This window comes from Mesorhizobium sp. P160927 (genome assembly GCF_057766385.1).
In genome coordinates, this window is the sequence record NZ_JBYMDW010000001.1 from 383,786 (window position 1) to 409,113 (window position 25,328).

The window sequence follows — 25,328 nt, forward strand, 5'->3', positions numbered from 1 at the left end:
CGGGCTGGAGCGCTACATGATGCCGGCGATCCCGTCCCACAGAAGCTTCACTGCCACGACCGCCACGGTCGCATAGGTGAAGGGATAAAAAATCTCTGGCCGCATCCGCCGCACCAGCCAAGCACCGGCGATGGTCGACAGTGGCGCCAGCGGCATCAGCACGGCGGACGCCGTCAGATTGGCGGTGTCGAACTGGCCGAGTGCGAAATAGGGGATGAGTTTCAGCGCATTGGTGGCGGCAAAGAAGATTGCTGCCGTGCCCGACAGCACCTTGGGGTCGAGCCGGATCGGCAAGGCATAGACCTGGAAAGGCGGGCCACCGACATGGGCGACGAAGCTGGTGAAGCCTGCGACCGTGCCCCACATGGCCGCGGCCACGCGATTAGGTGCGGCCGCATGGTCGGAACCATGACGAACTTGCAGGTAAAGCCAGCGCAGCACGAAGAGGATGGCAACGGCGCCGACGATGAGCCGCACCGCTTCCTCGGTGACCAGTGCCGCCGTCAGCCAGCCAAGCCCGATGCCGAGAACAGCGCCCGGCATCATGTCGACCAGCATCTTGCGATCGTACACGCCCCACCATGTCCACACCGAGACGATGTCCATCAGGCACAGGATCGGCAGCAGGATGGCGGCCGCTTGAACTGGCGGCATGGTGAGCGCCATCAGCGGCACGCCGACGAAACCGACCGCGCCGCCGAAGCCGCCCTTGGACAGGCCGACCAGGATGACCGCCGGAATGGCGGCCGCGTAGAACCACGGATCGAGAAGCAGGCCTGACATGAGGAGGAACTGATCTGGAGGGAAGGCGCGTCAACGCTTGAATAGCCTAGAATCTTGAGCCGAGCGACAGCAAAAGCAAGCCGCCCGCCTAGCCATGACACCTTGACCAGCGGCGCGCCGACACCAGCAGGAACATCGGCCGCTCGAGTTCGTCAGCCAGGTCCGGTTTGGCCGCGTGTATGACAATATCGGCCCGAAGTTCGCGGCGCACGGCACCATCAACCATGGTCGTGAGGAATACGTTCGCGACGTCGTGCACACCAACACCTTGGAAGGCTACTATTCGGTCTTTAAGCGCGGCATGAAAGGTGTTTACCAGCATTGTGCCGAACACCCCCGAGCATCGTGGAGCTGTGTAACTGAGTCAACGCGGACCCGGAGCGTTACCGCATGAATCTGTTCGGTCTTCGTTCTTCCGGGCGATAACGGCTGGCCTAATGTTTGATGCCGTGCCCAAGCGCTGTCGCTGCCTCCCGGTTGAAGAGTAAAGCCTCTTCTTCGGTGTTGAAGGGGTGGGCAGTAGCTGTGCCGTCTGGTTTTAGGATCACGGCCAGAAAGGGGAACCCCTTGGCAGGCGGGCGATAGACGATGAAGGCCGGGTTTTTGCTCATGCCCGATTGTAGCACCCTTATCCCAAGTTAACGAAACGCCGCCTGTCAGGACCTTTCCTACGGCACGATAGCGCCTAAATTGGCGGCAAGCCGGTCTAGGAGCTTGCGGGATTCCTCGATTATACGGCGCGTCTCTTCGATATCTGAGCGCAAGTTCTCAACATGTGCCACCGCCCGTTGCTGATAGAGGCGCGCGCTCACATTGAAGTAATCGTCAGGCTCCCAAGGCTCCATCGTTCTCAGGCCTGTTTCGAACTAGCTCGAACGTAACCTTCACCACAAGGATTGGTTTGCTCGAACCGTCATGCACATGCAAGGCGACCTCTTCTCGGAAGGTGCCGGCCGAAATCTTGTCTTTGGCTATCTCCAGGAGTGCCTTTGCCGCCCCGTTTTCAGCCGATTCCAGGCTCGGAAGATCGGTTCCTTCCGTGTCCGGGTATGCGGTTCCGTTGTCGGTGAGGTCGAGATAGTAGAGCACCATCACGGCGAACGTGAAGGGTCAACGTTTGTTCCGCTTCGGCTTTACGCGTACGGTTTAATACGAAGGAAGCCTCGATTGGCGTGGTCTGTCAAATATATAATCGCCCTCTCCTCGGACGGTCATCCGGCGGAAGACTGACACTGGTGGCCGCCTCCTTCCACCACGGCACACGGTGCTAGGCCTATTAGGCCGCCGGCAATCCCAGGGGCGGCGGTCGCCGCCGGATCGGCTGTGACTTGATGATGGCGGTGCTGGTCTCGGCCTTGTCGGCGATGCGATCGAGAATGCCGTCGAGGTCGCCGATCGAGCGCACGAACAGCCTGGCGACGAAGCAGTCGTCGCCGGTTACCTTGTCGCATTCTCCAAACGCCTCAATCTCCTCGATCAATTTCTGAACGATGTGCAGCTTGCCCGGCAGAGGCTTGATCCGCACGATCGCCTGCAGCGTATAGCCGAGCGCCAGCGGATCGATCTCGACGGTGAACGCCCGGATGACGCCGCGCTCCTCGAGGCGCCGCAGCCGCTCCGAAACGCTCGGCGACGATAGCCCAACCTGGGCCGCCAGATCCTTCAGCGAGGTTCGCGCATCCCTGACCAGGATTTCCAGCAGATTTCGGTCCAAATCATCCAGCATTTTCTATTTCTCGCGGATTTTCGAGCGGATGCCTATTTTAATTAGGTAATATCATCATAACGCCTTTTCTAGGAGGTGGATAGCCCAGGGCTCACATGAGATTATGCCGCCTCAACGAATTCAGGGGCTATTATGAACGATACGGTGCGAGGCACGGTCGAAATGTCGGCCGCAATGGCGATCCTGGGAACGATCGGCTGGTTCGTCGTCATGTCCGGTCAGCCGATCATGGACGTCGTGTTCTGGCGCTGCGCGTTCGGCGCGCTGATGCTGCTCTTCATCTGCGCTTCGCTTGGATTGCTGCGAAACAGGCTTTCGTTGCGCGTCATCGGCCTTGCGGCGCTTGGGGGTGCGGCGATCGTCATCAATTGGCTGCTCTTGTTCAGCGCCTTCTCGCGCGCGTCGATCTCGATCGCCACCGCCGTCTACAACACGCAACCTTTCATGCTGGTCGGCTTCGGCGCGCTCTTGTTCGCCGAGCGGCTGACATTGACCAAGCTGACATGGCTGGCAATCGCCTTCGCCGGCATGCTGCTGATCGTCGCCGCTGCTCCCGATGCCGCTGATGTCGGCACGAACTATTTCGCCGGCATCCTGATGGCCTCGGCCGCCGCCTTTTTCTGGGCCGTCGCGGCAATCGTCACCAAGAAGCTCAAGGGCACGCCGCCGCATCTGATCGCGCTGATTCAGGTCTGCGTCGGCGTCGTCATGCTGGCGCCCTTCGCCAATCTGGCGCATCTTCCCGGCGATCCATGGAGCTGGGCCATGCTGGCAACGCTCGGGATCGTACACACCGGCCTGATGTACATCCTCATGTACGGCGCCATCCAGAAGCTGCCGACGCATCTGCAGGGGTCGCTGTCCTTCATCTATCCGGTCGTTGCCATCCTGGTCGATGTCACCGCCTTCGGCCATCGGCTGCACCTCAGCCAGGTCGTCGGCGCCGCCGCCATCCTGATCGCGGCCGCCGGCATGAACCTCGGCTGGACGTTGTGGAAACCGAGACCGGCCGCCGCGAGCCCCGAGCCGATCAAGTAAGGCGACGCGCCGGCTGTCCGGCGGATCAAAAATCGCGATCCCGGCTGCCCGCCTGTTCAAAGCGGGCAGTTTGCTCTATGCCGCAATCCAACCATCTTCGCCCGGCATAGGCGAAACCCGGGATCGAAGAACCATGAATGACGCAACGCCCCCCAACCGCTGCCGCATCGTGCTGATCGCGCCGTCCGGCGTACCGGTGGATAGGATCACGGCCGCGTTCGACGGCGGCGATGTCGCCTCGCTGATCCTGCCCGAAAATGGCATGGACGAGGCCTCCTTCCAGGCCTTCGCCGAGCGTATCGTGCCGGCAGCGCAGGCCGCCGGAGTGGCCGTCATTATCGCTGGCGACACCCGCATCGCGGGCCGCGTCCAGGCCGACGGCATCCATGTCGAGGTCTCCAAGGCCGAACTCGCCGAGACGATTGAACATTTCCAGGCGAAAATGACGGTCGGCGCCGGCGGCGCCAAGACGCGTGACGACGCGCTCGAACTCGGCGAAGCCCGGCCCGACTACATTTTCTTCGGCCGGTTCGGCTACGACAACAAGCCCGAGCCGCATCCGCGCAACCTGTCATTGGGGCAATGGTGGGCGCAGATGATCCAGATTCCCTGCATCGTCGAGGCCGGTTCCGATCTTGCCTCTGTCGAAACCGTGGCCGCCACCGGCGCCGAATTCGTCGCGCTGTCGAGCGCCGTTTTCGCCGACGGCGTCGATCCGAAGGTGGCGATCGCGCGGGCCAATGCGCTGCTCGACGAAACAGCGCCGCGCCTCGAGGATTGACGTGTTCCTGGCAAGGCTTTCCCTTCAGGCTCTGCTTGCGGCGGCAATGATCCTGGCCGCCGCCGCCGAAACCATACCCTTGCCGCAGCCCAAGCCCGAAACCGGCGTGCACACCGACAAGCCGATCGAAAAGCAGCTGCCGCAGCCCGCCACTACATCGGAACCCGCGCCGTTGCCGTCGGCCGATAGCGTCAATCCCAACCGCTTTGGCGCCAAGCCGGCGGACGCTGCCTATGGTGCCTTCCAGCGTGGTCTTTACAAAACCGCCTATAATCTGGCGCTGGTCCGTGCGCAGAATGGCGACCCGGCAGCGCAGACGCTGGTGGCCGAGATCCTGTCGCGTGGGTTGGGCGTGCCGTTGAACGCGGCCGAGGCCGCGAAATGGTACGCACTTGCCGCCGAGCAGGGTGTGCCGGAATCGCAGTTCCAATATGCGCTGATGCTGCTCGACGGCCGCTACGTCAAGAAGGACGCGAAGGAAGCCTATGCCCTGATGCAGGCTGCCGCCGAAGCCGGCAACCAGCTGGCGCAGTTCAATTTCGCGCAGATACTGGTCCAGCAGGATCCAGGCGATGCCGGCCTGGCCAAGGCGGTTTCCTACTATGAGCGCGCTGCCGCGACCGGTCTCGCCGACGCGCAGTACGCCATGTCGCAGATTTATGCCAATGGCGTCGGCGGCAAGCCGCACGACGATGCACAGGCACGGCGGCTTCTGGCGCAAGCCGCCCGTCAGAACTACGACACCGCGCAGATCGATCTCGCCGCCTGGATGATCGAGGGCCGGGGCGGCGCGCGCGACCTGAAATCGGCCTTCGGCTGGACGAAGCAGGCCGCCGAAGGCGGCAATGTCGCGGCCCAGAACCGGCTGGCAAAACTCTATATGCAAGGCATCGGCACCGATCCCGACCTCGTGCTCGCCGGCGCCTGGTACATCGCCGCCCGCCGCGCCGGCCTCATCGATCAGCAGATGGACGATTTCCTGCAAGGGCTGAGCGACGACCAGACCAAGCAGGCCCTGCAGAAGGCCAACCGCCTGCCCTGATGGCGGTAGGCGAAACCGGCCGGTGCCCGCCCCCGTTGCTCAGCCGCAACCCGCCCTCCCTTGCCTCTCCGGGCGATTTGTGGTCTTGGAGCCTTAAATCGCCTGTCACGGCGAACATCCCATACCAATGGCCCGGCCGTTGGCAGCATCCCGGATCCCATCATCATGGCCAAGATCAATGGCAACGAAATCCGCCCCGGCTACGTCATCGAACACGATGGCGGCCTCTGGGTGGCGGTCAGGACCAACACCGTCAAACCCGGCAAGGGCGGCGCATATAACCAGGTTGAGCTGAAGAACCTCATCAACGGCACCAAGCTCAACGAGCGCTTCCGCTCGGCCGAGACGGTCGAGCAGATCCGGCTAGACCTGAAGGACTTTTCCTTCCTCTATGAGCAGGACGACGCGCTGGTGTTCATGGACACCCAAAGCTACGAGCAGCTCGAACTGAACAAGGATTTCGTCGGCGACCGCGCCGCGTTCCTGCAGGACGGCATGATGGTGACGGTTCAGCTCTACGAGGAGCGGCCGATCGGCATTTCGCTGCCCGATTACGTGACTCTGACCATCACCGAGGCGGATCCCGTGGTGAGGGGCCAGACGGCGGCATCCTCCTACAAGCCGGCGGTGCTGGAAAATGGCATTCGCGTGCTGGTGCCACCCTTCATCGGCGCCGGCGAACGCATCATCGTCGACACCAACGAAATCACTTACGTGCGCCGCGCCGACTGATGCATGCATGTCGCTCGGAAGTGGCCGCGGTTTGGGTCACCGGCATGCATCGAGACAGAATTTAAAGCGCCGCACCAGGAAGAAGCACTATGGCACGCTCAGCCCTCCTCAACGTCATGGTCCAGGCCGCAATGAAGGCCGGCCGCTCGCTGTCGCGCGACTTCGGCGAAGTCCAGAACCTGCAGGTCTCGATGAAAGGCCCCGGCGATTATGTCAGCCAGGCCGACCGCAAGGCCGAGGACATCGTTTTCGCCGAACTGTCGAAGGCACGTCCCGGCTACGGCTTCCTGATGGAAGAGCGCGGCGCCGTCGCCGGCGAAGACAGCCAGCACCGCTGGATCGTCGACCCGCTGGACGGCACCACCAATTTCCTGCACGGCATTCCGCTGTTCGCCGTCTCGATCGCACTGGAGCGCCAGGGCCAGATCGTTGCCGGCGTCGTCTACAATCCTGCCATGGACGAGCTCTACACCACCGAGCGCGGCGGCGGCGCCTTCATGAATGATCGCCGCCTGCGCGTTGCCGGCCGCACCAAGCTTGTCGACACGGTGATCGGCTGCGGCGTGCCGCATCTCGGCCGCGGCCATCACGGCAATTTCCTGGTCGAACTGCGCAACGTCATGGCCGAGGTCTCGGGCGTTCGCCGCATGGGTTCCGCCTCGCTCGATCTTGCCTATGTCGCCGCCGGGCGCATGGACGGCTTCTGGGAAGTGGGCCTGTCGGCCTGGGACATGGCCGCCGGCCTGCTCTTGATCCGCGAAGCGGGTGGCTTCGCCTCCGACATGGATGGCGGACAGGACATGCTGGACACCGGCACGGTCGTCGCCGGCAACGAGATCATCCAGCGCGCCTTGCTGAAGACGGTGAAAAAGCCGCTCCCGCCGCGCTGAAGCAATTCCAGGAAAAGTGTTCGCGGTTCCGTCCGGAATTGCGTCAAGGCAAGCGCGCAGTCGTAAAACCGCAAACAAAGCTTGAAATACTGTCCGTCGGCTGCCCAGATATGGGGTGATGCAGGACGATAGATGACCAACACCCCGCCACAGATCGAGATTCCGTTCATCGGACGCTGGCACTATTCGCGCGCCGAGACGATCGCCGACGGGATTGTCCATGGTGTCGGGATCGTGCTGGCGATCGCGGCCGGTTCGGCGCTGCTGGCGCTAGCCGCCTTCCGGGTCGGGCCGGGCGAATATATCGCCGCCGCCTTCTATGTCGTGTCGCTGCTCACCGTGCTCTCGGTATCGCTGACCTACAATCTGTGGCCGGTGACCTCGCCGGCGAAATGGATCCTGCGCCGCTTCGATCATGCCGCGATCTACCTCTTGATCGCCGCCACCTACACACCCTTTCTCGCCCAGTTGGGAAACTCGCCGCTGGCGCGCTGGATGATCGTTCTGGTCTGGACCGCGGCCGCAACGGGCATTGCCATCAAGGTGGTTTTCCCAGGCCGCTTCGACAGGCTGGCAATCGTCTTCTATCTTGCCATCGGCTGGAGCGGCATCGTTCTCGTCAAGCCGCTCGTCGAGACGCTGCCGACCACGTCGATCGTGCTCATCGTCGCCGGCGGCATCGTCTATTCCTGCGGCGTGATTTTCTTCGCCTGGAAGGCGCTACGCTTCCACAACGCACTGTGGCACGGCTTCGTCGTGACCGGTGCCGGCCTGCATTTGGCGGCCATGGTGGACTGCCTGGTCATCAACCGCCTCTGATGCGCCGGCTCCAAAGTCCGCCTGTGGCAATATTGCCAAGCACCATTCAATTCGGTCACAATTCCGTTTAGAGTCGCCAACTACGTGATCGGCGGCAGCGGCATCGGAAACGGGGCACGGATGGCTTTTCTCAGATCCTTCGGCATGGGCAGGCGCTCCGACGTGCTGATCTACGACCCCCATAAGCTGTCCAGTCCGCAGGTCTTCCTGCTGACCATGGTCATCTTCCTTGCCATCGTCGCTTTCATCGCCGCCATCCTGACCCGCCAGGTCACCACCGCTTTCGTCACCAACCCGGGCCTCAACGGCCTGATCGTCGGCGTGCTCGTCGTCGGTATCCTGCTGGCCTTCACGCAGGTCGGGCGGCTGTTTCGCGAGGTCCGCTGGGTCAACTCTTTCCGAGCCGGCTCCGAGACCACCGAACCGGTGCTGCTGGCGCCGATGAAGGCGATGATCGGCCGTTCCTCGTCCATGGCCTTTTCGACCTCATCGATGCGCACAATGCTCGATTCCATCGCCACGCGCCTCGACGAAAGCCGCGACACCTCGCGCTACCTTGTGGGCCTTTTGGTGTTCCTCGGCCTGCTTGGCACTTTCTGGGGCCTGTTGAATACGATCGGCTCGATTCGCGAGACCATCGAATCGCTCGATCCCGGCACGGGTGATGCAGCCGCGGTTCTCGATTCGCTGAAACAGGGCCTGTCGGCGCCGCTGGCCGGCATGGGCACCGCCTTCTCATCCTCGCTGTTCGGCCTGTCCGGCTCGCTCGTGCTCGGCTTCCTCGACTTGCAGGCCGGCCGCGCCCAGACGCGCTTCTACACCGAGCTCGAGAACTGGCTGTCCTCGGTCACGGATCTGTCGTCCGATATCGTCGTTTCCGACCCGGCCAAGGCCGAGTCTTCCGACGAGATCCGCGTCCTGTCGGAGCGGCTGCGCAGCTTGCAGGAGAATGGCGGCGGCTCCAACCCGCGCGTCGCCACCGCCATGGCCAATCTCGCCGACGGCATTTCGGGCTTGGTCAAGAACATGCGCTCCGAACAGCAGATCATGCGTGACTGGGTCGAAGCCCAGTCAGACGAACAAAAGGCGATGCGCAACACGCTGGAAAAGATCGCCGACGCGCTGAAGAAGCCCGGGGTGCACTAGGATGGCGCTTGCCAGGGGCCGGCGTACCGATCGCCGCATCGACTATTGGCCGGGTTTCGTCGACGCGCTGTCGACTCTGCTGCTCGCCATCATGTTCCTGCTTACCGTCTTCGTGTTGGCGCAGTTCCTGCTCGGGCGCGAAATCTCCGGCAAGGATACGGCGCTGTCGCGCCTCAATTCGCAGATCAACGAACTGACGCAGCTTCTGGCGCTGGAGCGCTCGACGGCACAGGACAAGGAGGATTCGCTGGCCAATCTGCAGGCGTCGCTGTCGGCGGCGGAGGCGGAGAAGAGCCGGCTCGAACAGTTGCTGGCACAAGGTGCGGGTGCCGGCGACGCCGCCAACCAGCGAGCCGCGGCGCTGGGCGGCGAACTCGACAACCAGCGCCAGATCAGCCAGCAGGCGCTGAGCCAGGTCGAGATCCTGAATCAGCAGATCGCGGCATTGCGCAAGCAGATCGGCGCGCTCGAGGATGCCCTCAACGTCTCCGAAACGCGCGATCGCGATTCCAACACCAAGATCGCCGATCTCGGCCGTCGCCTGAACGTGGCGCTGGCGCAGCGTGTGCAGGAACTGAACCGCTACCGCTCCGATTTCTTCGGACGTCTGCGCGAAATCCTGGCCGATCGCGAGAACATCCGCATCGTCGGCGACCGCTTCGTGTTCCAGTCGGAAGTTCTGTTCCCGACCGGATCCGAAGTGATCAACGATGCCGGCAAGGTCGAGATGAAGAAGCTCGCCGACGCCATTATCGAACTGCAGAAAGAGATCCCGCCGGAGATCAACTGGGTGCTGCGCGTGGACGGCCACACCGACAACAAGCCGCTGTCCGGCACCGGCCGTTATCGCGACAATTGGGAACTGTCGACGGCGCGCTCCACCTCGGTGGTCAAGTTCCTGATCGAGAATGGCGTACCGGCCAACCGGCTCGTCGCCGCCGGCTTCGGGGAATTCCAGCCGCTCGATCCCGCCGACACGGAAGAGGCGCGCAACAAGAACCGCCGCATTGAACTTAAGCTCACCGAACGTTGATCCATCATCACGCGAACTCACGCGGAATTGTTCGCCGGCTCAACTCTAGGGCGCAGACATCGGCCGGCAAGGCCTGAAAAGATTATCTTTTTTTAATTACACTTCCCGCCGGAGCGCTCCTAGCTTGCCGCGCAGGGCCGAGAACCGCCGGCGATGCCTCCCATCGCGACGCGACGGGACTGGACGACCCAAAATGGTCGGAAGGCGAGGCGGCGCGGCCGCTCTCCCTTCCCAGCAGGAGGAAGCGCACCATGCGCTCATCAGCATCTCTCAAGACTGCAACACTTGCCGCAATTCTCATTGCCGTCCCGCTCGCCGGCGCCTATGCCGCGGGCCACCACAAGGGTGCTCTCGATGCAACCGCCCCCACCGACATGGCAGGCCCCCGTGTCAAGGCGCTCGTTGAGCAGGTCCGGGGTGTTCATCAGGGCATCGTCGACGCCAGGCAAGCCAACCACATCACCCCGGCAGTCGCGGAGCGCCTGGAAATGCGCACCGCCCGCATCAGTCAGGTCGCCGAGAGGATAGCCGCGTCGGATCACGGCAGGATCCCGGCCGCGCAGTACCATGACCTGCTGCGCCGGCTCGACAATGTGGATCAGCGTCTGATGGTCGACACCGGCAGCGGTTTCCTGATGGGTGATGGTGCCGACGGCGGAAACTATCCGAACGGCTGAGGCTATTCCGGCCTGGAAACGTCCTGGAGGAAGGGACCCATTGACGCCTTCGGGACCCCAATCCCGCTGGCGTCCTTTTTCTTTCCTTACCAGCCCATCTTGCCTACCAACCGAGCCAGACCGCGAGCAGGGCGACCACCGCCGGCACGGTCTGGATGTACAGGATCTTGCGGCCGACCGTCGCCGCGCCATAGAGACCGGCAATGGCCACGCACAACAGGAAGAAGACCTTGACCTGGAAACCGCCGGCGCCGAGGTAAAGCCCCCAGATCAGGCCGGCGGCGAGAAAGCCGTTATAGAGACCCTGATTGGCGGCGAGCACTTTGGAGGCGCCGGCGAATTCTGGCGTCAGGCGGAATGTCTTGTGCCCGCGCGGCGTGTCCCAAAGCACCATCTCGAGATAGACGATGTAGACATGGATCAAGGCCACCAGCCCAACCAGGATGTTGCCGATCATTCTGCTCCCCTTCATCCGTCGCCGACAGCATTTCATGCCGAACCTCGCTTGCGCAAGCTGCATCTGCCGGATGGTATCCGAGGGTTGCCAATGCTTTTGCGTTGGTGTCTTTTCGCCCGTCCTCAACCACGGAAGCCGCCATGTCCTTTCACAAACTCGACGATCTCGGCCACAAGCTCGAAGCGCTTGAGCATGCGCTGGCCATCCTCGGCGCCGATGAGGCGACCCACATGGCCGTCGGTGGTGGCGAGAAGCGCGCCGAGGCGATGGCAGCCCTTGCCGGCATGTATCACACCAGGGCGACCGCGCCGGAAATATCGGACTGGATCGCCGCGGCCGAAGGCGAGGCATTGGACGATGAGCAGCGGGCGGCTCTCGCCGAGTTGCGGCGGCAATACACCAACCTGACCTGCCTGCCGGTCCAATTCGTCGAGCGCCAGACGACGGCGCGCATGCGCTGCGAGCAATTGTGGCGCACCCTGCGCGCCAAGAACGATTGGGCTGGCTTCCAGCCGGCTCTCGAAGGCGTGGTGGCGCTGGTGCGCGAAGAGGCGGCCCTGCGCTCCGATGTCCTCGGCCTAGCTCCCTATGACGCGCTGATGGAGCAATACGATCCCGGCAATCGCACCGCCGACATCACCCCCGTCTTCGCCGACCTGAAGGCCTTCCTCAAGGGATTCGTGCCCGAGGCGGTGGCGATCCAGGAGGCGCGGCTGCGCAAGCATCCGCTGAAGCCGCTTTCGGGCACCTACGCGATCGACAAGCAGCGTGAACTCGGCCTTGCCATGATGGCTGCGGTCGGTTTCGACCTGACGCATGGCTCGCTGTCGGTATCGCACCATCCCTTCTGCGGCGGCGTGCCGAGCGACGTGCGCATCACCACACGTTACAAGACATCGGATTTCCTGTCGGCGCTGATGGGCGTGCTGCACGAGACCGGCCATGCGCTCTACGAACAAAACCTGCCCAAGACGTGGTCGCACTGGCCGCTGGGCAAGGCCCGCGGCATGGCCGTGCACGAAAGCCAGAGCCTGTTCGTCGAAAAGCAGATCGGCCGCAATCCTGCCTTCTGGCGTTGGGCGCTGCCGGTGGTGGAGAAGCATCTCGGCGAAGCCTGGTCGCTCGACGATATCCTGCCGCATGTGCATCGTGTCGAACGTGGCCTGATCCGCGTCGACGCCGACGAGGTGACCTATCCCTTGCATGTCATCCTGCGCTACGAACTGGAGCAGGAGCTTGTTTCGGGCAGCCTCGAAGTGGCTGATCTGCCCGAAGCCTGGGATGCCAAGATGCGCGACTATCTTGGTATCTCGACCATCGACAACCCCGCCGACGGGCCGATGCAGGACGTCCATTGGCCGGGTGCCGCCTTCGGCTACTTCCCGTCCTATACGCTGGGCGCGATGATGGCGGCGCAGCAATGGGCCGCGCTGACGCGCGAGCATCCTTCAGCCGACGAAGACCTTGCAAAGGGGAATTTCGAGGCGATCAACGGTTGGCGCCGCGAGAAGATCTGGTCGCAGGGATCGCGCTGGTCGACGCCGGACCTGCTTGAGCGCGCCACCGGCGAGAAGCTCAACGCAGTGTATTTCGTCAATCATCTGAAGCAGCGCTACGGCGGATGAGATGCCGCCTGGATGACAGTTTTCGTTTCGCCGAGACGAACTGAACCTGCTACTCCGCCGCGCCCCTGAAGGCGCTGGCGCCGGTCTCGAACTGCAGCTTGGCGAGCCTGGCATAAATGCCACCCTTGGCGACCAGGCTCTGATGCGTGCCTTCCTCGACGATGCGGCCGCCATCCATGACCAGGATCCTGTCGGCCTTCAGCACAGTCGCCAGCCGGTGGGCGATGACGATGGTGGTGCGCCCCTGCATCAGCCGCTCGAGCGCGGTCTGCACCAATGTCTCGCTTTCGGCGTCGAGGGCCGAGGTCGCCTCGTCGAGCAGCAGGATCGGCGCGTCGCGCAGGATGGCACGTGCGATCGCCACACGCTGGCGCTGGCCGCCGGACAGCGTCACGCCGCGCTCGCCGACCTGGCTGTCATAGCCGTTCTCGAGCCTGAGGATAAACTCGTCCGCCAATGCGTCCTTGGCCGCCGCCTCGATCTCGGCCTTGCTGGCACCTGGCCGGCCAAAACCGATATTGTCGCGCGCGCTCGCGGCGAAGATGGTGACGTCCTGCGGCACGATGGCGATGCGCTGCCGGACCGCGACGGGATCGGCCTCGCGCACGTCGACGCCGTCAATCAGGATCTTGCCTGTCTCGGGATCGTAGAAGCGCAGGATCAGCGAGAACACCGTGCTCTTGCCGGCACCCGAGGGGCCGACGATGGCCACCGTCTCGCCGGGCATGACTTGAAAACTCAGGCCGTGGACGGCGGCGCGATCGGGCCGCGCCGGATAGGAGAAGGAAACATTCTCGAAGACGATCGCGCCCTTGGCAACCGCCGGTAGCGGCTTCGGATCGGCCGGCGCCTGGATCGCCGGCGTCTCGGCCAGGATTTCGGTCAGCCGTTCGGCGGCACCGGCGGCCTGCGCGAGTTCGCCCCAGACTTCCGACAGCGCGCCGAGCGCTCCGGCGGCGAACACCGAATAGAGGAGGAATTGGCCAAGCGTGCCAGGCGATATCGTGCCGGCGAGCACGTCGCGCGAGCCGAACCACAACACCGCCACGACCGAGGAGAAAATGGTGAAGATGGCGAAGAACGTGAGGAGGGAGCGCGCGAAGATCGAGGCGCGCGCTGCCTCGAAGGCGGCTTCCACCGCGCCCGAGAATCGTCCGGTGACCAGTCTCTCATTGGTGAAGGCTTGCAGCGTGCGCACCGCGCCGATCTGCTCGCTCGCATAGGCCGTCGCGTCGGCAAGCGTGTCCTGGGCCTGCCTTGACTTGCGCCGCACCGAGCGGCCGAAGGCGACCAGCGGCAGCACGATCACGGGGATCGCCGCAATGACTAGGCCGGAGAGTTTCGGGCTGGTGATGACCATCATGCCCACCGCGCCGAGGCCGAGGATGACGTTGCGCAGCGCCACGGATGCGGTAGCGCCTACCGCCGACTTGACCTGCGTGGTGTCGGCGGCGAGCCGTGACACGATTTCCCCCGACTGGGCGGTGTCGAAGAAGGCCGGCGACAGCGTCGTCACATGGGCAAAGACATCGCGCCTGATGTCGGCGACAACGCGCTCGCCGAGCGTGATGACGAAATAGTAGCGGCCGGCCGACGCCGCAGCCAGCACGGCGGCCATCGCCACGAGGGCGCCGAAATATTCGGCGATGAAGGTAGTGCTGGCCGACGAGAAACCGTGGTCGATCATGCGCCGGACGGCCAGCGGCAGTGCCAATGTCGTTGCCGCCGCGATGGCCAGTGAGATAAGGGCGCCGATGACCAGCGTGCGATATCCGGCGATATACGGAAACAGGCGTCTGAGCGGCTTGAGCGAGCGTCGGCGCTCGTCTGCGCTGCTTGATTGCGCCATCTCGGTGTTTCCTCTAGCCACTTCAGCTCATGCGCTTCAATATGCGCTTGCCGCGGCCTTGTGATTCAATTCCGGCTGATGTATAGGCACGCCGACCGTTTTAGAAGCCGTGGCTCCTCAATAGCTGCGGCTTCGAGTTTTAAAAAGAGGCGCATCGACGCAGGCTTATGCCCGTCCGCCGCGCCGGCAAGCCAGGAACAGAGCCATGAAGAGCGCAATCCATCCCGACTACCACACCATCAAGGTCGTCATGACCGACGGCACCGAATACACGACCCGTTCGACCTGGGGCAAGGAAGGCGATACGATGAACCTCGATATCGACCCGACCACCCACCCGGCCTGGACCGGCGGCCAGCAGACCCTGCTCGACCGCGGCGGCCGCTTGTCGAAATTCAAGAAGCGCTTCGAAGGTTTCGGCCTCTAAGGCGAAGAGTTTTTTCGCGGATCAAGAGCCCGCCCTTGTGGCGGGTTTTTTGTTGCTTGGCCGAAGGCTGGGTTTTCGGCCCCTTATTCGGCCAGCAATTCCCTGAGTGCCATGCGCTTGTAGGCCGCGACCAGCCTGTCGCCCTCCTGCCGCTCGACCGAGATCGCCAGCCGCATGGCCGCCTCGCCCATCTGCCAGACCAAGAATGCCGTCGTGTCGAGCGCCACCGGATCGGCGTCGGGCCGCAGGCGCTTGAGCACCGCCATCAGAAATTCCGCGTTCGCGCGGCTGTCGGCGAGTTCTAGCTGGCGCAGCGCCTTGTCGGCCTGTGTGCCCGACCAGATATCGCGCATCACCGGCTCGGCCAGGAACAGGCCGTAATAGATATCGACTAGCTCGGAAAAGGCCCGCTTCAGGCCTTCGGCGTCGCTGATATCCTTCAGTGCCGCCGAAATGCACGCCTGGCTCTCGGCCGTGTAGCGTTCGGCCAGCGCCCAGACGATCGCCCGCTTGTCCGGAAAGAACTGGTAGAGCGAGCCTATCGACACCCCAGCCCGCTCCGCCACTTCCCCCATGCGCATGGCATCGCTGCCTTGTTCGGCAATTAGCGCCGAGGCGGCCGCAAGCATGCGCTCGACTCGCTCGCGGCTGCGCTGCTGGCTCGGCGCCCGGCGCGGCGAAGCGATCTGCTCGTTGGCCGGCGTTGCCCCCATGACTGTCTCCAACAAACGCGTCCGGTAAAATCACCGGGAATGACTTGACTTATAAAATACGAGGGTTTATCACATTCTGCAAATGTGAGACATACTCACATTTGCGGAGAGCAAACCGCCGCAACCAGCGTCTGGAGCAACTGAAATGACGAAGCTTCTTCCAACCCTCACCTTCGTCGCCGCGATCGGCTCGGGCGTCGTTGGCGGCGTGTTCTTCGCCTTTTCCACGTTCGTCATGGCAGCCCTTGTCCGGCTGCCCGTTCCAACCGGCATCGCAGCGATGAATTCGATCAACATCACGGTGATCACCCCGACCTTCATGACCGCGCTTTTCGGCACCGGCCTCATCTGCCTCGTCCTCATTGCCGCCGCTCTCTTGGGCTGGAGCCATTCGCGCACCTACTGGTTGTTTGCCGGCGCGGTGCTCTATCTGGTCGGCAACCCTATCGTGACCATGGCCTTCAACGTGCCGCTCAACGATGCGCTCGCCGCCGTCGATCCGGCCAGCAGCAACGGCGCGGCCGTGTGGGCGAACCACCTGAGCCAATGGGTGATGTGGAACCACGTCCGTACCATCACGGCCATCGTGGCGATGGCCTGCTTTATCTTCGCATTGCTCTAAAGAGGCTCTGCGAAACGCAAGAGGCCTTGCTCACGCCGGATCTTCTTGCGTGTCGCCCTTCGACCTATGGCCTTTGCGGTCGGCGTGACCGAGATCCCGATCCGGATCGATCACGTCGCGGACCAGCTGCTTGAGTTTCGCCGCGTCCGGAAAGCCGCCGTCGCGCTTGCGATCCCAGACCAGCACTTCATTGCAGGAGATGGTGAAGATGCCGCCGGTGCCCGGCACCAGCGTCACCTCGCCGAGATCGGTGCCGAAGGTGGAGAGCAGCTCCTGCCCCATCCAGCCGGCACGCAACAGCCACTGGCATTGCGTGCAGTAGGTGATGCGGATGGCCGGCAACTGAGCTTTACTCATGTCGGACGACCTTCGCTCACGCCGCGCTGAGCTTGGCCATCGTCTCGTCGTCGACTTCGAAGTTGGCGTACACGCTTTGCACGTCGTCATCGTCCTCGAGCGTCGCAACCAGCTTCATCAGCGACTGCGCCCGCTCTTCGTCGACCGGGACATTGTTCTGCGGCTTCCAGATCGCCTTGACCGATTCGGCCTCGCCGAGCGAGGTTTCAAGCGCCTTGGACACCTCGCCGAGAGTCTCGAAGGCGCAATAGATCGTGTGGCCTTCTTCGTCCGATTCGACATCGTCGGCGCCGGCTTCGATGGCCGCATCCATGATCTTGTCGGCGCTGCCAGCCGAGGCCGGATAGTAGATTTCGCCGGCACGGTCCCACATGAACGACACCGATCCTGTTTCACCGAGCGCGCCGCCGGCCTTGGTGAAGGCGGCGCGGACATTGGACGCCGAACGGTTGCGGTTGTCGGTCAGCGCCTCGACGATCACGGCCACGCCACCCGGCCCATACCCTTCGTAGCGCACGGCTTCGTAGTTTTCGGCGTCGCCCATCGAGGCCTTGTTGATGGCGCGCTGGATGTTGTCCTTGGGCATCGACACCGCCTTGGCGTTCTGGATCGCCAGCCGCAAACGCGGGTTCATCGATGGATCCGGCGTTCCGCTCTTGGCGGCGACGGTGATTTCGCGCGCCAGCTTGGCAAATATTTTCGACCGCACCGCGTCCTGACGACCCTTGCGGTGCATGATGTTCTTGAACTGTGAATGGCCAGCCATGGCACCCCTGTCGTGTTCGGCTAGAGCGTCTTGCCGCGAGATGCGTCATCTCGCCTTTGCAAAAGGCTCGAATTCAATTTCAGAGCGTCCCGATGCGTCCGGATGAACGTACGGCGCTCTGTGTCGGAATGGCCGGCTTATAGATAAATCGGCTCAATTCGTCCAGCCGCGCCGCGTTGCCGGGCACTCGGCATGCGGCGGCCCGGCAAGCAGGTTTCGCCCGGCCTTTGTCCTACCCTTCGAGATCGGAGGCCTACCCTTCCAGATCGGACATCAGCCGGTCGATGATACTGAGCGCATGGCCGTCATACTGGCTGATCAAGCGGTCGTGAATCTGCTTGATCGGCAACGCATTGAGATGTTTCCAGCGCTCGCGTCCGTCGCGGCGCGCGACGTTCAGGTCCGCCTCCTCCGGGGGCATTAGCCTCGCCCCGCGCCGATCGGTCTCAGTGCCGGTCGCCGGTTTTCGCTTTCTTGCGCCGCCGCGCCAGCATGTTGAGCCCCTCGACCAGCGCCGAAAAACCCATCGCCGCGTAGATGTAGCCCTTGGGCACATGATAGCCCATGCCGTCGGCGATCAGCGTCATGCCGATCATCAGCAGGAAGCCCAGCGCCAGCATGACGATGCTCGGATTCTTGGCGATGAAGTCCGCCAGCGGTCCGGCCGCCAGCATCATCACGGTCACGGCCGCGATGACCGCGATATACATGATGGCGATCTCGTCGGTCATGCCGACGGCGGTGATGATGGAATCGATGGAGAAGACGAGGTCGAGCAGCAGGATCTGGAAGATCGCGCCGGCAAGCGAGATCTTAAGCGTTTCGCCCAGCATCGTGTCCTGATGATCGTCGGGATCGACCGTGTGGTGGATCTCCTTGGTCGCCTTCCACACCAGGAACAGACCGCCGGCGATCAGGATCAGGTCGCGCCAGGAGAAGCCGTGGCCGAACGCCGTGAAGACCGGCGTCGTCAGTTGGACGATGATGGAAATGGTGGCGAGCAGCACCAGGCGCATGACCAGCGCCGCCGAGATGCCAAGACGCCGCGCGCGTGCCCTCTGCTCCACGGGCAGCTTGTTGGTCAGGATCGAGATGAAGATCAGATTGTCGATGCCGAGCACGATCTCGAGCACCACCAGCGTCAGCAGCGCGACCCAGGCGGTCGGGTCGGAAACGAATTGAAAATGCGGCGCCAGGAATTCGATAAGCTGCATGGAGGTCGTCCCCTACGATCTAGAGCAGTGTCGCCGGCAATTAGGTACTGCGAACCCCTATATCAATGTCACGCCCAGAAGGACGGAGCCGTTTCTTCAAGCCTTGGCCCGCGACGAAACGGCGCGATCTTCTCGGTGAGCCCCGTGCGGTCGGAAATATCGACGCCGACGCCGCACAATGTCGCCGGTCCCGTCGCTGCCTCGAAACGCCCTTTCGGCACTTTCGACAGGAACCGGTTGAGCGGTTCTTCCTTGTCCATGCCGAGCGATAAATCATAGTCACCGCACATGCCGGCATCCGACAGGTAGCCGGTACCGCCATTGAGGATCTGATGGTCGGCGGTGGGCTGGTGCGTGTGGGTGCCGACGACGAGACTGGCGCGTCCATCGACGAAATGCGCGAAGCACATTTTTTCCGAGGTTGCCTCGGCATGGAAGTCGATCACCACCGCATCCGCCTGCTCGCCGAGCGGACAGGCGGCAAGCTCGCGTTCGCCGGCCTGAAACGGGTCGTCGAGTTCCGGGTGCATGAACACCCGGCCCATAATGTTGGCGACTAGCACGCGCGCGCCGTTTTTGGCGATGTAGACACCGGAGCCGCGCCCCGGAGTGCCTCTGGGGAAATTGGAAGGCCGCAGGAACCGCTGCTCGCGCGGCGCGAAGGCCAGCGCGTCGCGCTGGTCCCAGACATGGTTGCCGGTGGTCACGACATCGCAGCCCGCCGAGATCGTCTCACGCAAGATCTCTTCGGTGATGCCGAAGCCGCCAGCTGCGTTCTCGCCGTTGACGATGACGAAATCGAGTTTGAAGTCGGAGATCAGGCCAGGCAGTTGTTCCCACACCGCGGTGCGGCCTGTCTTGCCGACCATGTCCCCGAGGAAAAGAAGTCGCATCTATGCGTGATCCCGAAAAGTTGCATGACTTTTCGGCAAAGATCATGCGTTTCAAAGAACTATCTACAATTTTGGCGCAAAGCGGCGCAACCCGCTCTCGGTGAGTATTTCCGGGATGACCACATCATGGGGTTCGTCTGGAACTTGCGAAACTTCTTGGCAGTCGAAGGCGATGCCGATGAGCCGGGGCGCGAACCCCTTGTCGACGAGCTTGCCGATCGCCCGATCGTAATAGCCGGCGCCATAGCCGATGCGGTGACCGCGCGCGTCGAAGGCGGCGAGCGGCACCAGCATGACTGCGGGATCGAGTACCTCGGCCTCCGCGTGGGGCCCGACCGTGCCAAAGCCCGTATCCACCATCGGCGCGCCGCGAACCAGTTCGCGAAAGACGATGGTGGTCTTGTCGAGAATGGCCGGCAGGCAGAGCCGTGCGCCCTTCTCTCGCAAGGCGAACATCAGCGGCCTGACGTCGACCTCCGAGCGCATCGGCCAGAAGCCGGAGACGATCTGACCGGGCCCGATCTCCAGATGGTCGCGCGCCGTCTCCGCCATTTCGAGCGCAGCCTCCACTCGCCAGAATGCATCGAGGCCGTCGCGGCGGGCGAGTGCCTCGAGACGCAGCTTTTTTTTCAGGTCTTTGGGAGAGGTCATGCGGCCAAGGTAGAAAAGGTCAAAGCTGTGCGGAGCCTCAAGTGCGACGTTTCCCACCGCATCATCCACCAAGATGCGTGGGACGCCTTGCGATAAGTGACGATCCACACAACCGGTGGAGAGAGCGATCCCGGGAACCTACAAAGTAGGTGGGCGCCGTGTGAGAAAACCCACGGGTCTTCCCAGGGACAGCTCCCTAAGGATCGTTAAGGCCCCGGGGAAAATGTTCTCCTGCCGGGAAGCACAGACCGTCCCCCCCAATATAGGCCGCTGGTGGCTCAAGCGCCAGAGAGTTGGCCCGTCCCGCTGGCTTTATTCACGACGTGCCTCTGCCACCAGACCAGCGCCGGCACCGCCATCAGTTCGACGAAGAGACCGGCGACGTGCCCCAGCGATGGCGCGCCGACCAACAGCAGCGAGACAAGCCGTGCCAAGCCACCGGCAAACGTGCAGGCGGCAAGCAGCCGGAACCGTTCCGCCTTGGTCTCGATGCTGGGAATGCAACTGTACCAGGCCAAGCCAATGGCCAGGAAAAACCCGGACAGGAAGCGGAAATGACTGTCGAGATCGACAGGCCATGGTGCGGCGACATGCAGGAATTCCGGGCCGGACACGATACCTTCCACGCCCACCAGAACCGGCGTTGCCGCCAACAGGCCAACCACGACCTGGAGCGCCGTCTTGCCTGACATCTTTTCGTTCATGCTCCCCGCCCCTCGGCCTGCCGAGCGGCCGTGCGCAGCAACGGGAATTTTTCGTCTCGGGTTTCAAGCCATTCGTCGCATCCGGCGCAACCCTTGCACAGCCGCGGCGGCGTCCTTACGGTCGCGTCAACCAACCAAGGAGCAAAAATGCGTTTCGAAGGCACGGCGGCCTATGTCGCCGACAAGGATCTGATGGTGGCGGTCAACGCGGCGATCGCACTGGAGCGGCCCTTGCTGGTCAAGGGCGAGCCCGGCACCGGCAAGACGGAACTCGCCCGCCAAGTGGCGGCGGCACTCGGCCTCGACCTGATCGAGTGGCACGTCAAATCGACGACGCGAGCGCAGCAAGGCCTCTACGAATATGATGCGGTGTCGCGGCTGCGCGACAGCCAGCTCGGCGATGTCAGGTTCAACGACATCAAGAACTACATCAAGCGCGGCAAGCTTTGGGAGGCATTCGCGGCCGGCAAGAAGGTCGTGCTCCTGATCGACGAGATCGACAAGGCCGACATCGAATTCCCCAACGACCTGCTGCAGGAACTCGATCGGATGGAGTTCTTCGTCTACGAGACCGGCGAGACCATTCACGCCTCCGTTCGCCCGATCGTCATCATCACCTCAAACAACGAGAAGGAGTTGCCGGACGCTTTCCTGCGCCGCTGCTTCTTCCACTACATCCGCTTTCCCGACGTCGACACGCTGCACAGAACCGTCGACGTGCACTATCCCGGCATCAAGCAGAACCTTGTGCGCGCGGCCCTCACCCAGTTCTATGAAATCCGCGACGTGCCAGGCTTGAAGAAGAAGCCATCGACCTCCGAGGCGCTCGACTGGATCCGCCTGCTGGTCGCCGACGACATCGCGCCGGAGGATTTGCGCGCCGACCCGAAGAACGCATTGCCCAAACTGCATGGCGCCCTGTTGAAGAACGAGCAGGACGTGCATCTATTCGAGCGGCTGGCCTTCATGGCGAGAAGACAATAGGCAGAAGCAGCGCTTTCCCCGGCCGTGGACCGTTGCCGCGGGCCGAAGAGAAGGTCAGTTTCGGCCAGAACCCTTCGGAGGAGATAAAATGTCTGAGATCGTTGTCCGCCCCCTCGCGCAATCCGACCACGCCGACTGGCACCGCCTGTGGACCGATTATCTAACCTTTTACGAAACCAAGCTGCCGGAAGAGGTCTATGCCATCACCTGGAAACGATTGTTCACCGAAGGCGAGTTCGAGCCCAAGGGTTTTATCGCCACCTCGGGCGGCAAGGCCGTCGGCCTCACCCATTATCTCTACCACCGCTCCGGCTGGTCGGAGAAAAACAACTGCTACCTGCAGGATCTGTTCGCCGATCCGGATGTGCGCGGCAAAGGCATCGGCGCTGCCCTTATCGAGGCGGTGAAACAGGAGGCCGCCAAGATCGGCGTGAAGAACGTCTACTGGATGACGCACGAAACCAATGCCACCGCCCGCAAGCTCTACGACCACGTCGCGCGCAGGACGGGCTTTATCGAGTATGATTTGCTGTAACCGGCCATGTTCATCCCCTTCTTCCTCGAGCTGAAAGCTGCCCGTGTTCCCGTTTCGCTCAGGGAATATCTGTCGCTGCTGGAGGGGCTGGACGCCGGGCTGGTCGATTACGACGTCGAGGGTTTTTACTATCTTGCCCGCGCCGCACTGGTTAAGGACGAGCGCCATATCGACCGCTTCGACCAGGTCTTTGCGCATGTCTTCAAGGGCGTCGAGGCGCTGGGCGGACCGGATGCGGTCGACGTCGCCAATATTCCCGAGGAATGGCTGCGCCGGCTGGCCGAAAAGCACCTGACCGAGGAAGAGAAAAAACTGGTCGTGGCGCTGGGCGGTTTCGACAGGCTGATGGAGACGCTGAAGCAGCGGCTCGAGGAACAGAAGGGCCGCCACCAGGGCGGTTCGAAATGGATCGGCACCGGCGGCACCTCCCCCTTCGGCGCCTATGGCTACAACCCCGAAGGCGTGCGCATCGGCCAGCACGAAAGCCGCAACCGTCGCGCCGTGAAAGTCTGGGACAAGCGCGAGTTCCGGAATTTCGACGATGCCGTCGAACTCGGCACCCGCAACATCAAAGTCGCGCTGAAGCGCTTGCGCCGCTGGGTGCGTGAGGGCGCGGAGGAAGAATTCGACCTGCCCGGCACCATCCACGCCACCGCCGAGCACGGCTATCTCGACGTCAAGACCAGGCCCGAGCGCCGCAATGCGGTGAAGCTCCTGATGTTCTTCGATGTCGGCGGCTCGATGGACGACCATATCAAAAGCGTCGAGGAGCTGTTTTCGGCCGCTCGCGCCGAATTCCGCCAGCTCGAATATTTCTACTTTCACAACTGCCTCTACGAAGGCGTGTGGAAGGACAATCGTCGCCGCCATGCCGAGACGATTTCGACCTTCGACCTCATCCACAAATATGGCCCCGACTATAAGGTCATCGTCGTCGGCGATGCCTCGATGAGCCCATACGAGATCGCCCAGCCCGGCGGCTCGGTGGAACACTGGAACCCCGAGGCCGGAGCCGTCTGGCTCGGCCGGCTGCTGCGGCAATGGCCGAACGCGGTGTGGCTTAACCCCGAGAGCGAAAAGAACTGGGGCTTTACCCATTCGATCGCGATGATCCGTGACATCTTCGGCGGCCGCATGTTCCCACTGACACTGACCGGATTGGAAGGCGCCACCAGGCAATTGTCGCGCAAACATTGAGAGTCCGAAGCGCTCGGGACTGGGCAGGTCTGTAACAAACCCCTATCTTGTCGCGAATATCCGGTTGCAACCAAGAACGAGCCGCCAAGGCTGAGGAGATGAAATGGACACCCATACCTACCCCGTCACCCGCACCGACGCCGAATGGCGCGCCAGGCTGACGCCGGAGCAATACGCCGTCATGCGCAACCATGGCACCGAGCGGCCGGGAAGCTGCGCCCTGCTGTACGAGAAGCGCGCCGGTACTTTTTCCTGCGTCGGCTGCGACCAGCCTTTGTTCCAATCCACGCTGAAATTCGAGAGCGGCACCGGCTGGCCGAGCTTCAACGATCCCGTGCCGGGCTCCGTCGAGAACACCGTCGACCGCAGCTACGGCATGGTCCGCACCGAATGCCATTGTGCCCGTTGCGGCAGCCATCTCGGCCATGTCTTCGAGGACGGCCCGCCGCCGACCGGTCTGCGTTACTGCATCAATGGCGTGGCGCTGAAATTCGAGCCGGCCGTCTGAACAAGGCGTCATGAATGCTTGCCAAGGGCGGCTCTGGCCGCCCTTTTTTCGTAAGGGCGGCTTCGTCAGACGACGATCGTGGCGATCAGCCAGAGCGCTGATCCCAGCATGAAAAGCGAAGCCTTGGCGCCACCTGCCTTGTCAGCCGTGCGCCAGACCGCCAAAGCCAGGAAGATGCTGTAGCCCACCGGTGCGAAATGCACCGCAAGGACAAGGCCGAGCGGCATCTTCAGTCCAAGCAGGATCAGCGCCGCGGCAGACGACGCAATATTGATCGCGGTTCCGACAAGCATCAGGTCGCGCCAGAACAGCCGGTCGATCGGCACCTCGCCAAGCCAACGCGAGCGGAAGAAATCCGAGATCACTTACCCCTGCCTCAGCACTTCGGTCACGGCGCACTCGACCCGCGAGCATTCCGTCACCAGCCAGTCGGTCATGGCAGGCCAGTTGTCCTCGGCAAAGCAGTTGACGCGCCACATCGAATTGATGCCAAGGCCTTCGCAGCTTTGTTCCGGCCGAAGCTTCAGCCTGTCTTCGATCGCCGGCCGGAACGGCTCCAGCCGCGACCAGCTTTGCGTGGCGCCGAACTTCTCGTTGCGGCCGAAGAAGACGCCGACATGGTTCTGCGCCGGCGCGACATACATGGAAAGCACCAGTGCGAAGTCGGGGAGCCCGCGCTGCCAGAACCAGGGCCCGCGCCGCGCTAGCCGGGCTCTTTCTTCCGGATGCCGTTCGGCAAACAGCGACCAGAAGCCGCGATGGCGGAATTCCAAGGCGCGGCGGCCGCCGAAGTCGAATTCGCTCATGGTTCGAACCGTTGTCTCCGGCAACCGCGTCGGGCACCGGCCGGTTAGTCTTACACCATGCCGAGGGCGGCCATGTACAGATCGAGGATGGCGTCCTCCTCCTGGCGCTCGGCCTGGTCCTTCTTGCGCAGACGGATGATGGTGCGGATTGCCTTGGTGTCGAAGCCGGTACCCTTGGCTTCGGCGAAGACTTCCTTGATGTCGTCGGAAATCGTCTTCTTTTCTTCCTCGAGCCGCTCAATGCGCTCGATCAAGGCACGCAGCTGGCCGGCGGCAACAGTCTGGCTGGTCTCGGTGATATCGTCGGCCATGTTTTTCTCCAAATCGGTTCCGCGCCGCGACTCGGGGAACGT

The 25,328-nt window shown here is 62.9% G+C and carries 33 protein-coding genes, 1 other RNA gene and 1 pseudogene; 17 read left to right on the plus strand and 18 right to left on the minus strand.

The features are described 5' to 3' along the window. Positions 1-12: 12 nt before the first annotated feature. Entirely contained in the window at positions 13-783 is a 771-nt protein-coding gene (locus AC3CB8_RS01930) for a sulfite exporter TauE/SafE family protein (protein ID WP_023794855.1), read from the minus strand. Positions 784-988: 205 nt separating this feature from the next. Here AC3CB8_RS01930 and AC3CB8_RS01935 point away from each other — a divergent pair. Then, positions 989-1,114 (plus strand): annotated as a pseudogene (locus tag AC3CB8_RS01935) (transposase); the annotation flags it as partial. A 103-nt stretch (positions 1,115-1,217) separates the two neighbouring features. On the opposite strand, the gene AC3CB8_RS01940 reads toward AC3CB8_RS01935, so the two are convergent. From AC3CB8_RS01940 to AC3CB8_RS01950, 3 genes are all read right to left on the minus strand, one after another. Continuing rightward, the gene (locus AC3CB8_RS01940; RefSeq protein ID WP_023771688.1) at positions 1,218-1,394 is read right to left on the minus strand and encodes a hypothetical protein; all 177 of its coding nucleotides are present in this window, start codon (positions 1,392-1,394) and stop codon (positions 1,218-1,220) included. A gap of 214 nt (positions 1,395-1,608) precedes the next feature. Then, positions 1,609-1,875, minus strand: a complete 267-nt coding sequence (locus tag AC3CB8_RS01945) for a DUF6894 family protein (protein ID WP_352564043.1) — start codon at positions 1,873-1,875, stop codon at positions 1,609-1,611. A gap of 184 nt (positions 1,876-2,059) precedes the next feature. Continuing rightward, positions 2,060-2,509: an Lrp/AsnC family transcriptional regulator gene (locus AC3CB8_RS01950; protein ID WP_352564042.1), complete on the minus strand. Its 450-nt coding sequence runs from the start codon at positions 2,507-2,509 to the stop codon at positions 2,060-2,062. Between the two features lie 132 nt (positions 2,510-2,641). On the opposite strand from AC3CB8_RS01950, the gene AC3CB8_RS01955 reads away from it, so the two are divergent. The 9 genes from AC3CB8_RS01955 to AC3CB8_RS01995 all read left to right on the plus strand — a co-directional run bounded on the left by AC3CB8_RS01955 (position 2,642) and on the right by AC3CB8_RS01995 (position 10,667). Beyond that, entirely contained in the window at positions 2,642-3,547 is a 906-nt protein-coding gene (locus AC3CB8_RS01955) for a DMT family transporter (RefSeq protein WP_352564041.1), read from the plus strand. 133 nt (positions 3,548-3,680) lie between these two features. Continuing rightward, positions 3,681-4,328 carry a thiamine phosphate synthase gene (locus AC3CB8_RS01960; RefSeq protein WP_352551080.1) on the plus strand — a complete coding sequence of 216 codons (648 nt, stop codon included), beginning with the start codon at positions 3,681-3,683 and terminating at the stop codon, positions 4,326-4,328. A 46-nt stretch (positions 4,329-4,374) separates the two neighbouring features. Continuing rightward, positions 4,375-5,370, plus strand: coding sequence for a tetratricopeptide repeat protein (locus AC3CB8_RS01965; RefSeq protein ID WP_156939374.1), 996 nt, complete (start codon positions 4,375-4,377; stop codon positions 5,368-5,370). Between the two features lie 165 nt (positions 5,371-5,535). Beyond that, positions 5,536-6,102: an elongation factor P gene (gene efp, locus AC3CB8_RS01970; protein ID WP_015315249.1), complete on the plus strand. Its 567-nt coding sequence runs from the start codon at positions 5,536-5,538 to the stop codon at positions 6,100-6,102. An 89-nt stretch (positions 6,103-6,191) separates the two neighbouring features. Continuing rightward, on the plus strand, positions 6,192-6,992 hold the full coding sequence (locus AC3CB8_RS01975; protein ID WP_023771696.1) for an inositol monophosphatase family protein: 801 nt from the start codon (positions 6,192-6,194) through the stop codon (positions 6,990-6,992). 132 nt (positions 6,993-7,124) lie between these two features. Continuing rightward, on the plus strand, positions 7,125-7,811 hold the full coding sequence (trhA, locus tag AC3CB8_RS01980; RefSeq protein WP_352564039.1) for a PAQR family membrane homeostasis protein TrhA: 687 nt from the start codon (positions 7,125-7,127) through the stop codon (positions 7,809-7,811). A gap of 120 nt (positions 7,812-7,931) precedes the next feature. Further along, positions 7,932-8,957 carry a MotA/TolQ/ExbB proton channel family protein gene (locus AC3CB8_RS01985; protein WP_023771698.1) on the plus strand — a complete coding sequence of 342 codons (1,026 nt, stop codon included), beginning with the start codon at positions 7,932-7,934 and terminating at the stop codon, positions 8,955-8,957. Position 8,958: 1 nt separating this feature from the next. After that, positions 8,959-9,990, plus strand: coding sequence for a peptidoglycan -binding protein (locus tag AC3CB8_RS01990; protein WP_023784262.1), 1,032 nt, complete (start codon positions 8,959-8,961; stop codon positions 9,988-9,990). Between the two features lie 251 nt (positions 9,991-10,241). After that, positions 10,242-10,667: a hypothetical protein gene (locus tag AC3CB8_RS01995; protein ID WP_023771700.1), complete on the plus strand. Its 426-nt coding sequence runs from the start codon at positions 10,242-10,244 to the stop codon at positions 10,665-10,667. Between the two features lie 103 nt (positions 10,668-10,770). Here AC3CB8_RS01995 and AC3CB8_RS02000 read toward each other — a convergent pair whose 3' ends face one another. Beyond that, complete coding sequence (locus tag AC3CB8_RS02000; RefSeq protein WP_352564038.1) at positions 10,771-11,124, minus strand: DUF1304 domain-containing protein; 354 nt, start codon at positions 11,122-11,124, stop codon at positions 10,771-10,773. A gap of 140 nt (positions 11,125-11,264) precedes the next feature. Here AC3CB8_RS02000 and AC3CB8_RS02005 point away from each other — a divergent pair, with 140 nt between their 5' ends. Continuing rightward, positions 11,265-12,749, plus strand: coding sequence for a carboxypeptidase M32 (locus AC3CB8_RS02005; protein WP_352564037.1), 1,485 nt, complete (start codon positions 11,265-11,267; stop codon positions 12,747-12,749). A gap of 49 nt (positions 12,750-12,798) precedes the next feature. On the opposite strand, the gene AC3CB8_RS02010 is transcribed toward AC3CB8_RS02005, so the two are convergent. Beyond that, positions 12,799-14,598, minus strand: coding sequence for an ABC transporter transmembrane domain-containing protein (locus tag AC3CB8_RS02010; protein ID WP_352564036.1), 1,800 nt, complete (start codon positions 14,596-14,598; stop codon positions 12,799-12,801). A gap of 205 nt (positions 14,599-14,803) precedes the next feature. Here AC3CB8_RS02010 and rpmE point away from each other — a divergent pair, with 205 nt between their 5' ends. Beyond that, complete coding sequence (rpmE, locus tag AC3CB8_RS02015; RefSeq protein WP_010912060.1) at positions 14,804-15,025, plus strand: 50S ribosomal protein L31; 222 nt, start codon at positions 14,804-14,806, stop codon at positions 15,023-15,025. An 83-nt stretch (positions 15,026-15,108) separates the two neighbouring features. Here rpmE and AC3CB8_RS02020 read toward each other — a convergent pair whose 3' ends face one another. After that, positions 15,109-15,738, minus strand: coding sequence for a TetR/AcrR family transcriptional regulator (locus AC3CB8_RS02020; RefSeq protein WP_352564035.1), 630 nt, complete (start codon positions 15,736-15,738; stop codon positions 15,109-15,111). A gap of 145 nt (positions 15,739-15,883) precedes the next feature. Here AC3CB8_RS02020 and AC3CB8_RS02025 point away from each other — a divergent pair, with 145 nt between their 5' ends. Further along, the gene (locus tag AC3CB8_RS02025; protein WP_352564034.1) at positions 15,884-16,360 is read left to right on the plus strand and encodes an anthrone oxygenase family protein; all 477 of its coding nucleotides are present in this window, start codon (positions 15,884-15,886) and stop codon (positions 16,358-16,360) included. A 30-nt stretch (positions 16,361-16,390) separates the two neighbouring features. On the opposite strand, the gene AC3CB8_RS02030 is transcribed toward AC3CB8_RS02025, so the two are convergent. From AC3CB8_RS02030 to AC3CB8_RS02065, 8 genes are all read right to left on the minus strand, one after another. After that, the gene (locus AC3CB8_RS02030; protein WP_023771705.1) at positions 16,391-16,717 is read right to left on the minus strand and encodes an Rdx family protein; all 327 of its coding nucleotides are present in this window, start codon (positions 16,715-16,717) and stop codon (positions 16,391-16,393) included. A 16-nt stretch (positions 16,718-16,733) separates the two neighbouring features. Then, positions 16,734-17,483: a YebC/PmpR family DNA-binding transcriptional regulator gene (locus AC3CB8_RS02035; RefSeq protein WP_352564033.1), complete on the minus strand. Its 750-nt coding sequence runs from the start codon at positions 17,481-17,483 to the stop codon at positions 16,734-16,736. 253 nt (positions 17,484-17,736) lie between these two features. After that, the gene (locus AC3CB8_RS02040; RefSeq protein WP_435053035.1) at positions 17,737-18,039 is read right to left on the minus strand and encodes a hypothetical protein; all 303 of its coding nucleotides are present in this window, start codon (positions 18,037-18,039) and stop codon (positions 17,737-17,739) included. Further along, a complete protein-coding gene (locus AC3CB8_RS02045) occupies positions 17,930-18,697 on the minus strand; it encodes a TerC family protein (RefSeq protein WP_031241363.1) in 768 nt (255 codons plus the stop codon). The genes AC3CB8_RS02040 and AC3CB8_RS02045 overlap by 110 nt, the downstream gene beginning before the upstream one ends. A 68-nt stretch (positions 18,698-18,765) precedes the next feature. Beyond that, complete coding sequence (locus AC3CB8_RS02050) at positions 18,766-19,590, minus strand: TIGR00282 family metallophosphoesterase (protein WP_488377257.1); 825 nt, start codon at positions 19,588-19,590, stop codon at positions 18,766-18,768. A gap of 63 nt (positions 19,591-19,653) precedes the next feature. Then, positions 19,654-20,241, minus strand: coding sequence for a 5-formyltetrahydrofolate cyclo-ligase (locus AC3CB8_RS02055; protein WP_352564051.1), 588 nt, complete (start codon positions 20,239-20,241; stop codon positions 19,654-19,656). Between the two features lie 97 nt (positions 20,242-20,338). Beyond that, positions 20,339-20,494: non-coding RNA, 6S RNA (gene ssrS, locus AC3CB8_RS02060), on the minus strand. 25 nt (positions 20,495-20,519) lie between these two features. Further along, positions 20,520-20,945, minus strand: coding sequence for a DUF4345 domain-containing protein (locus tag AC3CB8_RS02065; protein ID WP_198030251.1), 426 nt, complete (start codon positions 20,943-20,945; stop codon positions 20,520-20,522). A 147-nt stretch (positions 20,946-21,092) separates the two neighbouring features. On the opposite strand from AC3CB8_RS02065, the gene AC3CB8_RS02070 reads away from it, so the two are divergent. The 4 genes from AC3CB8_RS02070 to msrB all read left to right on the plus strand — a co-directional run bounded on the left by AC3CB8_RS02070 (position 21,093) and on the right by msrB (position 24,169). Then, positions 21,093-21,929, plus strand: a complete 837-nt coding sequence (locus tag AC3CB8_RS02070; protein ID WP_352595822.1) for an AAA family ATPase — start codon at positions 21,093-21,095, stop codon at positions 21,927-21,929. 88 nt (positions 21,930-22,017) lie between these two features. Then, complete coding sequence (locus tag AC3CB8_RS02075; RefSeq protein WP_023771713.1) at positions 22,018-22,464, plus strand: GNAT family N-acetyltransferase; 447 nt, start codon at positions 22,018-22,020, stop codon at positions 22,462-22,464. Positions 22,465-22,470: 6 nt separating this feature from the next. Then, entirely contained in the window at positions 22,471-23,661 is a 1,191-nt protein-coding gene (locus AC3CB8_RS02080) for a vWA domain-containing protein (protein ID WP_023784255.1), read from the plus strand. 103 nt (positions 23,662-23,764) lie between these two features. Further along, positions 23,765-24,169 (plus strand): peptide-methionine (R)-S-oxide reductase MsrB, encoded by a 405-nt coding sequence (gene msrB / locus AC3CB8_RS02085; protein ID WP_023771715.1) that lies wholly within the window; start codon positions 23,765-23,767, stop codon positions 24,167-24,169. 65 nt (positions 24,170-24,234) lie between these two features. On the opposite strand, the gene AC3CB8_RS02090 is transcribed toward msrB, so the two are convergent. From AC3CB8_RS02090 to AC3CB8_RS02100, 3 genes are read right to left on the minus strand one after another with little or no spacing between them, the layout of a single operon-like run. Beyond that, complete coding sequence (locus AC3CB8_RS02090; RefSeq protein WP_023771716.1) at positions 24,235-24,534, minus strand: hypothetical protein; 300 nt, start codon at positions 24,532-24,534, stop codon at positions 24,235-24,237. Beyond that, a complete protein-coding gene (locus tag AC3CB8_RS02095; RefSeq protein WP_023771717.1) occupies positions 24,535-24,975 on the minus strand; it encodes a hypothetical protein in 441 nt (146 codons plus the stop codon). A 50-nt stretch (positions 24,976-25,025) separates the two neighbouring features. Further along, positions 25,026-25,286, minus strand: a complete 261-nt coding sequence (locus AC3CB8_RS02100) for a DUF2312 domain-containing protein (RefSeq protein ID WP_015315223.1) — start codon at positions 25,284-25,286, stop codon at positions 25,026-25,028. Positions 25,287-25,328: the final 42 nt, after the last annotated feature.

Coding starts and splice junctions, on each gene's coding strand:
- AC3CB8_RS02070 (WP_352595822.1), top strand. CDS start 21,093: ATGCGTTTCGAAGGCACGGCGGCCTATGTCGCCGACAAGGATCTGATG.
- efp (WP_015315249.1), top strand. CDS start 5,536: ATGGCCAAGATCAATGGCAACGAAATCCGCCCCGGCTACGTCATCGAA.
- AC3CB8_RS02050 (WP_488377257.1), bottom strand. CDS start 19,590: ATGCGACTTCTTTTCCTCGGGGACATGGTCGGCAAGACAGGCCGCACC.
- AC3CB8_RS02080 (WP_023784255.1), top strand. CDS start 22,471: ATGTTCATCCCCTTCTTCCTCGAGCTGAAAGCTGCCCGTGTTCCCGTT.
- AC3CB8_RS02035 (WP_352564033.1), bottom strand. CDS start 17,483: ATGGCTGGCCATTCACAGTTCAAGAACATCATGCACCGCAAGGGTCGT.
- AC3CB8_RS02040 (WP_435053035.1), bottom strand. CDS start 18,039: ATGTGCCCAAGGGCTACATCTACGCGGCGATGGGTTTTTCGGCGCTGG.
- AC3CB8_RS02065 (WP_198030251.1), bottom strand. CDS start 20,945: ATGAACGAAAAGATGTCAGGCAAGACGGCGCTCCAGGTCGTGGTTGGC.
- AC3CB8_RS02020 (WP_352564035.1), bottom strand. CDS start 15,738: ATGGGGGCAACGCCGGCCAACGAGCAGATCGCTTCGCCGCGCCGGGCG.
- AC3CB8_RS02010 (WP_352564036.1), bottom strand. CDS start 14,598: ATGGCGCAATCAAGCAGCGCAGACGAGCGCCGACGCTCGCTCAAGCCG.
- msrB (WP_023771715.1), top strand. CDS start 23,765: ATGGACACCCATACCTACCCCGTCACCCGCACCGACGCCGAATGGCGC.
- AC3CB8_RS01930 (WP_023794855.1), bottom strand. CDS start 783: ATGTCAGGCCTGCTTCTCGATCCGTGGTTCTACGCGGCCGCCATTCCG.
- AC3CB8_RS02095 (WP_023771717.1), bottom strand. CDS start 24,975: ATGAGCGAATTCGACTTCGGCGGCCGCCGCGCCTTGGAATTCCGCCAT.
- AC3CB8_RS01960 (WP_352551080.1), top strand. CDS start 3,681: ATGAATGACGCAACGCCCCCCAACCGCTGCCGCATCGTGCTGATCGCG.
- AC3CB8_RS02000 (WP_352564038.1), bottom strand. CDS start 11,124: ATGATCGGCAACATCCTGGTTGGGCTGGTGGCCTTGATCCATGTCTAC.
- AC3CB8_RS02100 (WP_015315223.1), bottom strand. CDS start 25,286: ATGGCCGACGATATCACCGAGACCAGCCAGACTGTTGCCGCCGGCCAG.
- AC3CB8_RS01995 (WP_023771700.1), top strand. CDS start 10,242: ATGCGCTCATCAGCATCTCTCAAGACTGCAACACTTGCCGCAATTCTC.
- AC3CB8_RS01975 (WP_023771696.1), top strand. CDS start 6,192: ATGGCACGCTCAGCCCTCCTCAACGTCATGGTCCAGGCCGCAATGAAG.
- AC3CB8_RS01965 (WP_156939374.1), top strand. CDS start 4,375: ATGATCCTGGCCGCCGCCGCCGAAACCATACCCTTGCCGCAGCCCAAG.
- rpmE (WP_010912060.1), top strand. CDS start 14,804: ATGAAGAGCGCAATCCATCCCGACTACCACACCATCAAGGTCGTCATG.
- AC3CB8_RS01950 (WP_352564042.1), bottom strand. CDS start 2,509: ATGCTGGATGATTTGGACCGAAATCTGCTGGAAATCCTGGTCAGGGAT.
- AC3CB8_RS01940 (WP_023771688.1), bottom strand. CDS start 1,394: ATGAGCAAAAACCCGGCCTTCATCGTCTATCGCCCGCCTGCCAAGGGG.
- AC3CB8_RS02030 (WP_023771705.1), bottom strand. CDS start 16,717: ATGAGTAAAGCTCAGTTGCCGGCCATCCGCATCACCTACTGCACGCAA.
- AC3CB8_RS01985 (WP_023771698.1), top strand. CDS start 7,932: ATGGCTTTTCTCAGATCCTTCGGCATGGGCAGGCGCTCCGACGTGCTG.
- AC3CB8_RS01945 (WP_352564043.1), bottom strand. CDS start 1,875: ATGGTGCTCTACTATCTCGACCTCACCGACAACGGAACCGCATACCCG.
- AC3CB8_RS02075 (WP_023771713.1), top strand. CDS start 22,018: ATGTCTGAGATCGTTGTCCGCCCCCTCGCGCAATCCGACCACGCCGAC.
- AC3CB8_RS02005 (WP_352564037.1), top strand. CDS start 11,265: ATGTCCTTTCACAAACTCGACGATCTCGGCCACAAGCTCGAAGCGCTT.
- AC3CB8_RS01990 (WP_023784262.1), top strand. CDS start 8,959: ATGGCGCTTGCCAGGGGCCGGCGTACCGATCGCCGCATCGACTATTGG.
- AC3CB8_RS02045 (WP_031241363.1), bottom strand. CDS start 18,697: ATGCAGCTTATCGAATTCCTGGCGCCGCATTTTCAATTCGTTTCCGAC.
- trhA (WP_352564039.1), top strand. CDS start 7,125: ATGACCAACACCCCGCCACAGATCGAGATTCCGTTCATCGGACGCTGG.
- AC3CB8_RS01955 (WP_352564041.1), top strand. CDS start 2,642: ATGAACGATACGGTGCGAGGCACGGTCGAAATGTCGGCCGCAATGGCG.
- AC3CB8_RS02025 (WP_352564034.1), top strand. CDS start 15,884: ATGACGAAGCTTCTTCCAACCCTCACCTTCGTCGCCGCGATCGGCTCG.
- AC3CB8_RS02055 (WP_352564051.1), bottom strand. CDS start 20,241: ATGACCTCTCCCAAAGACCTGAAAAAAAAGCTGCGTCTCGAGGCACTC.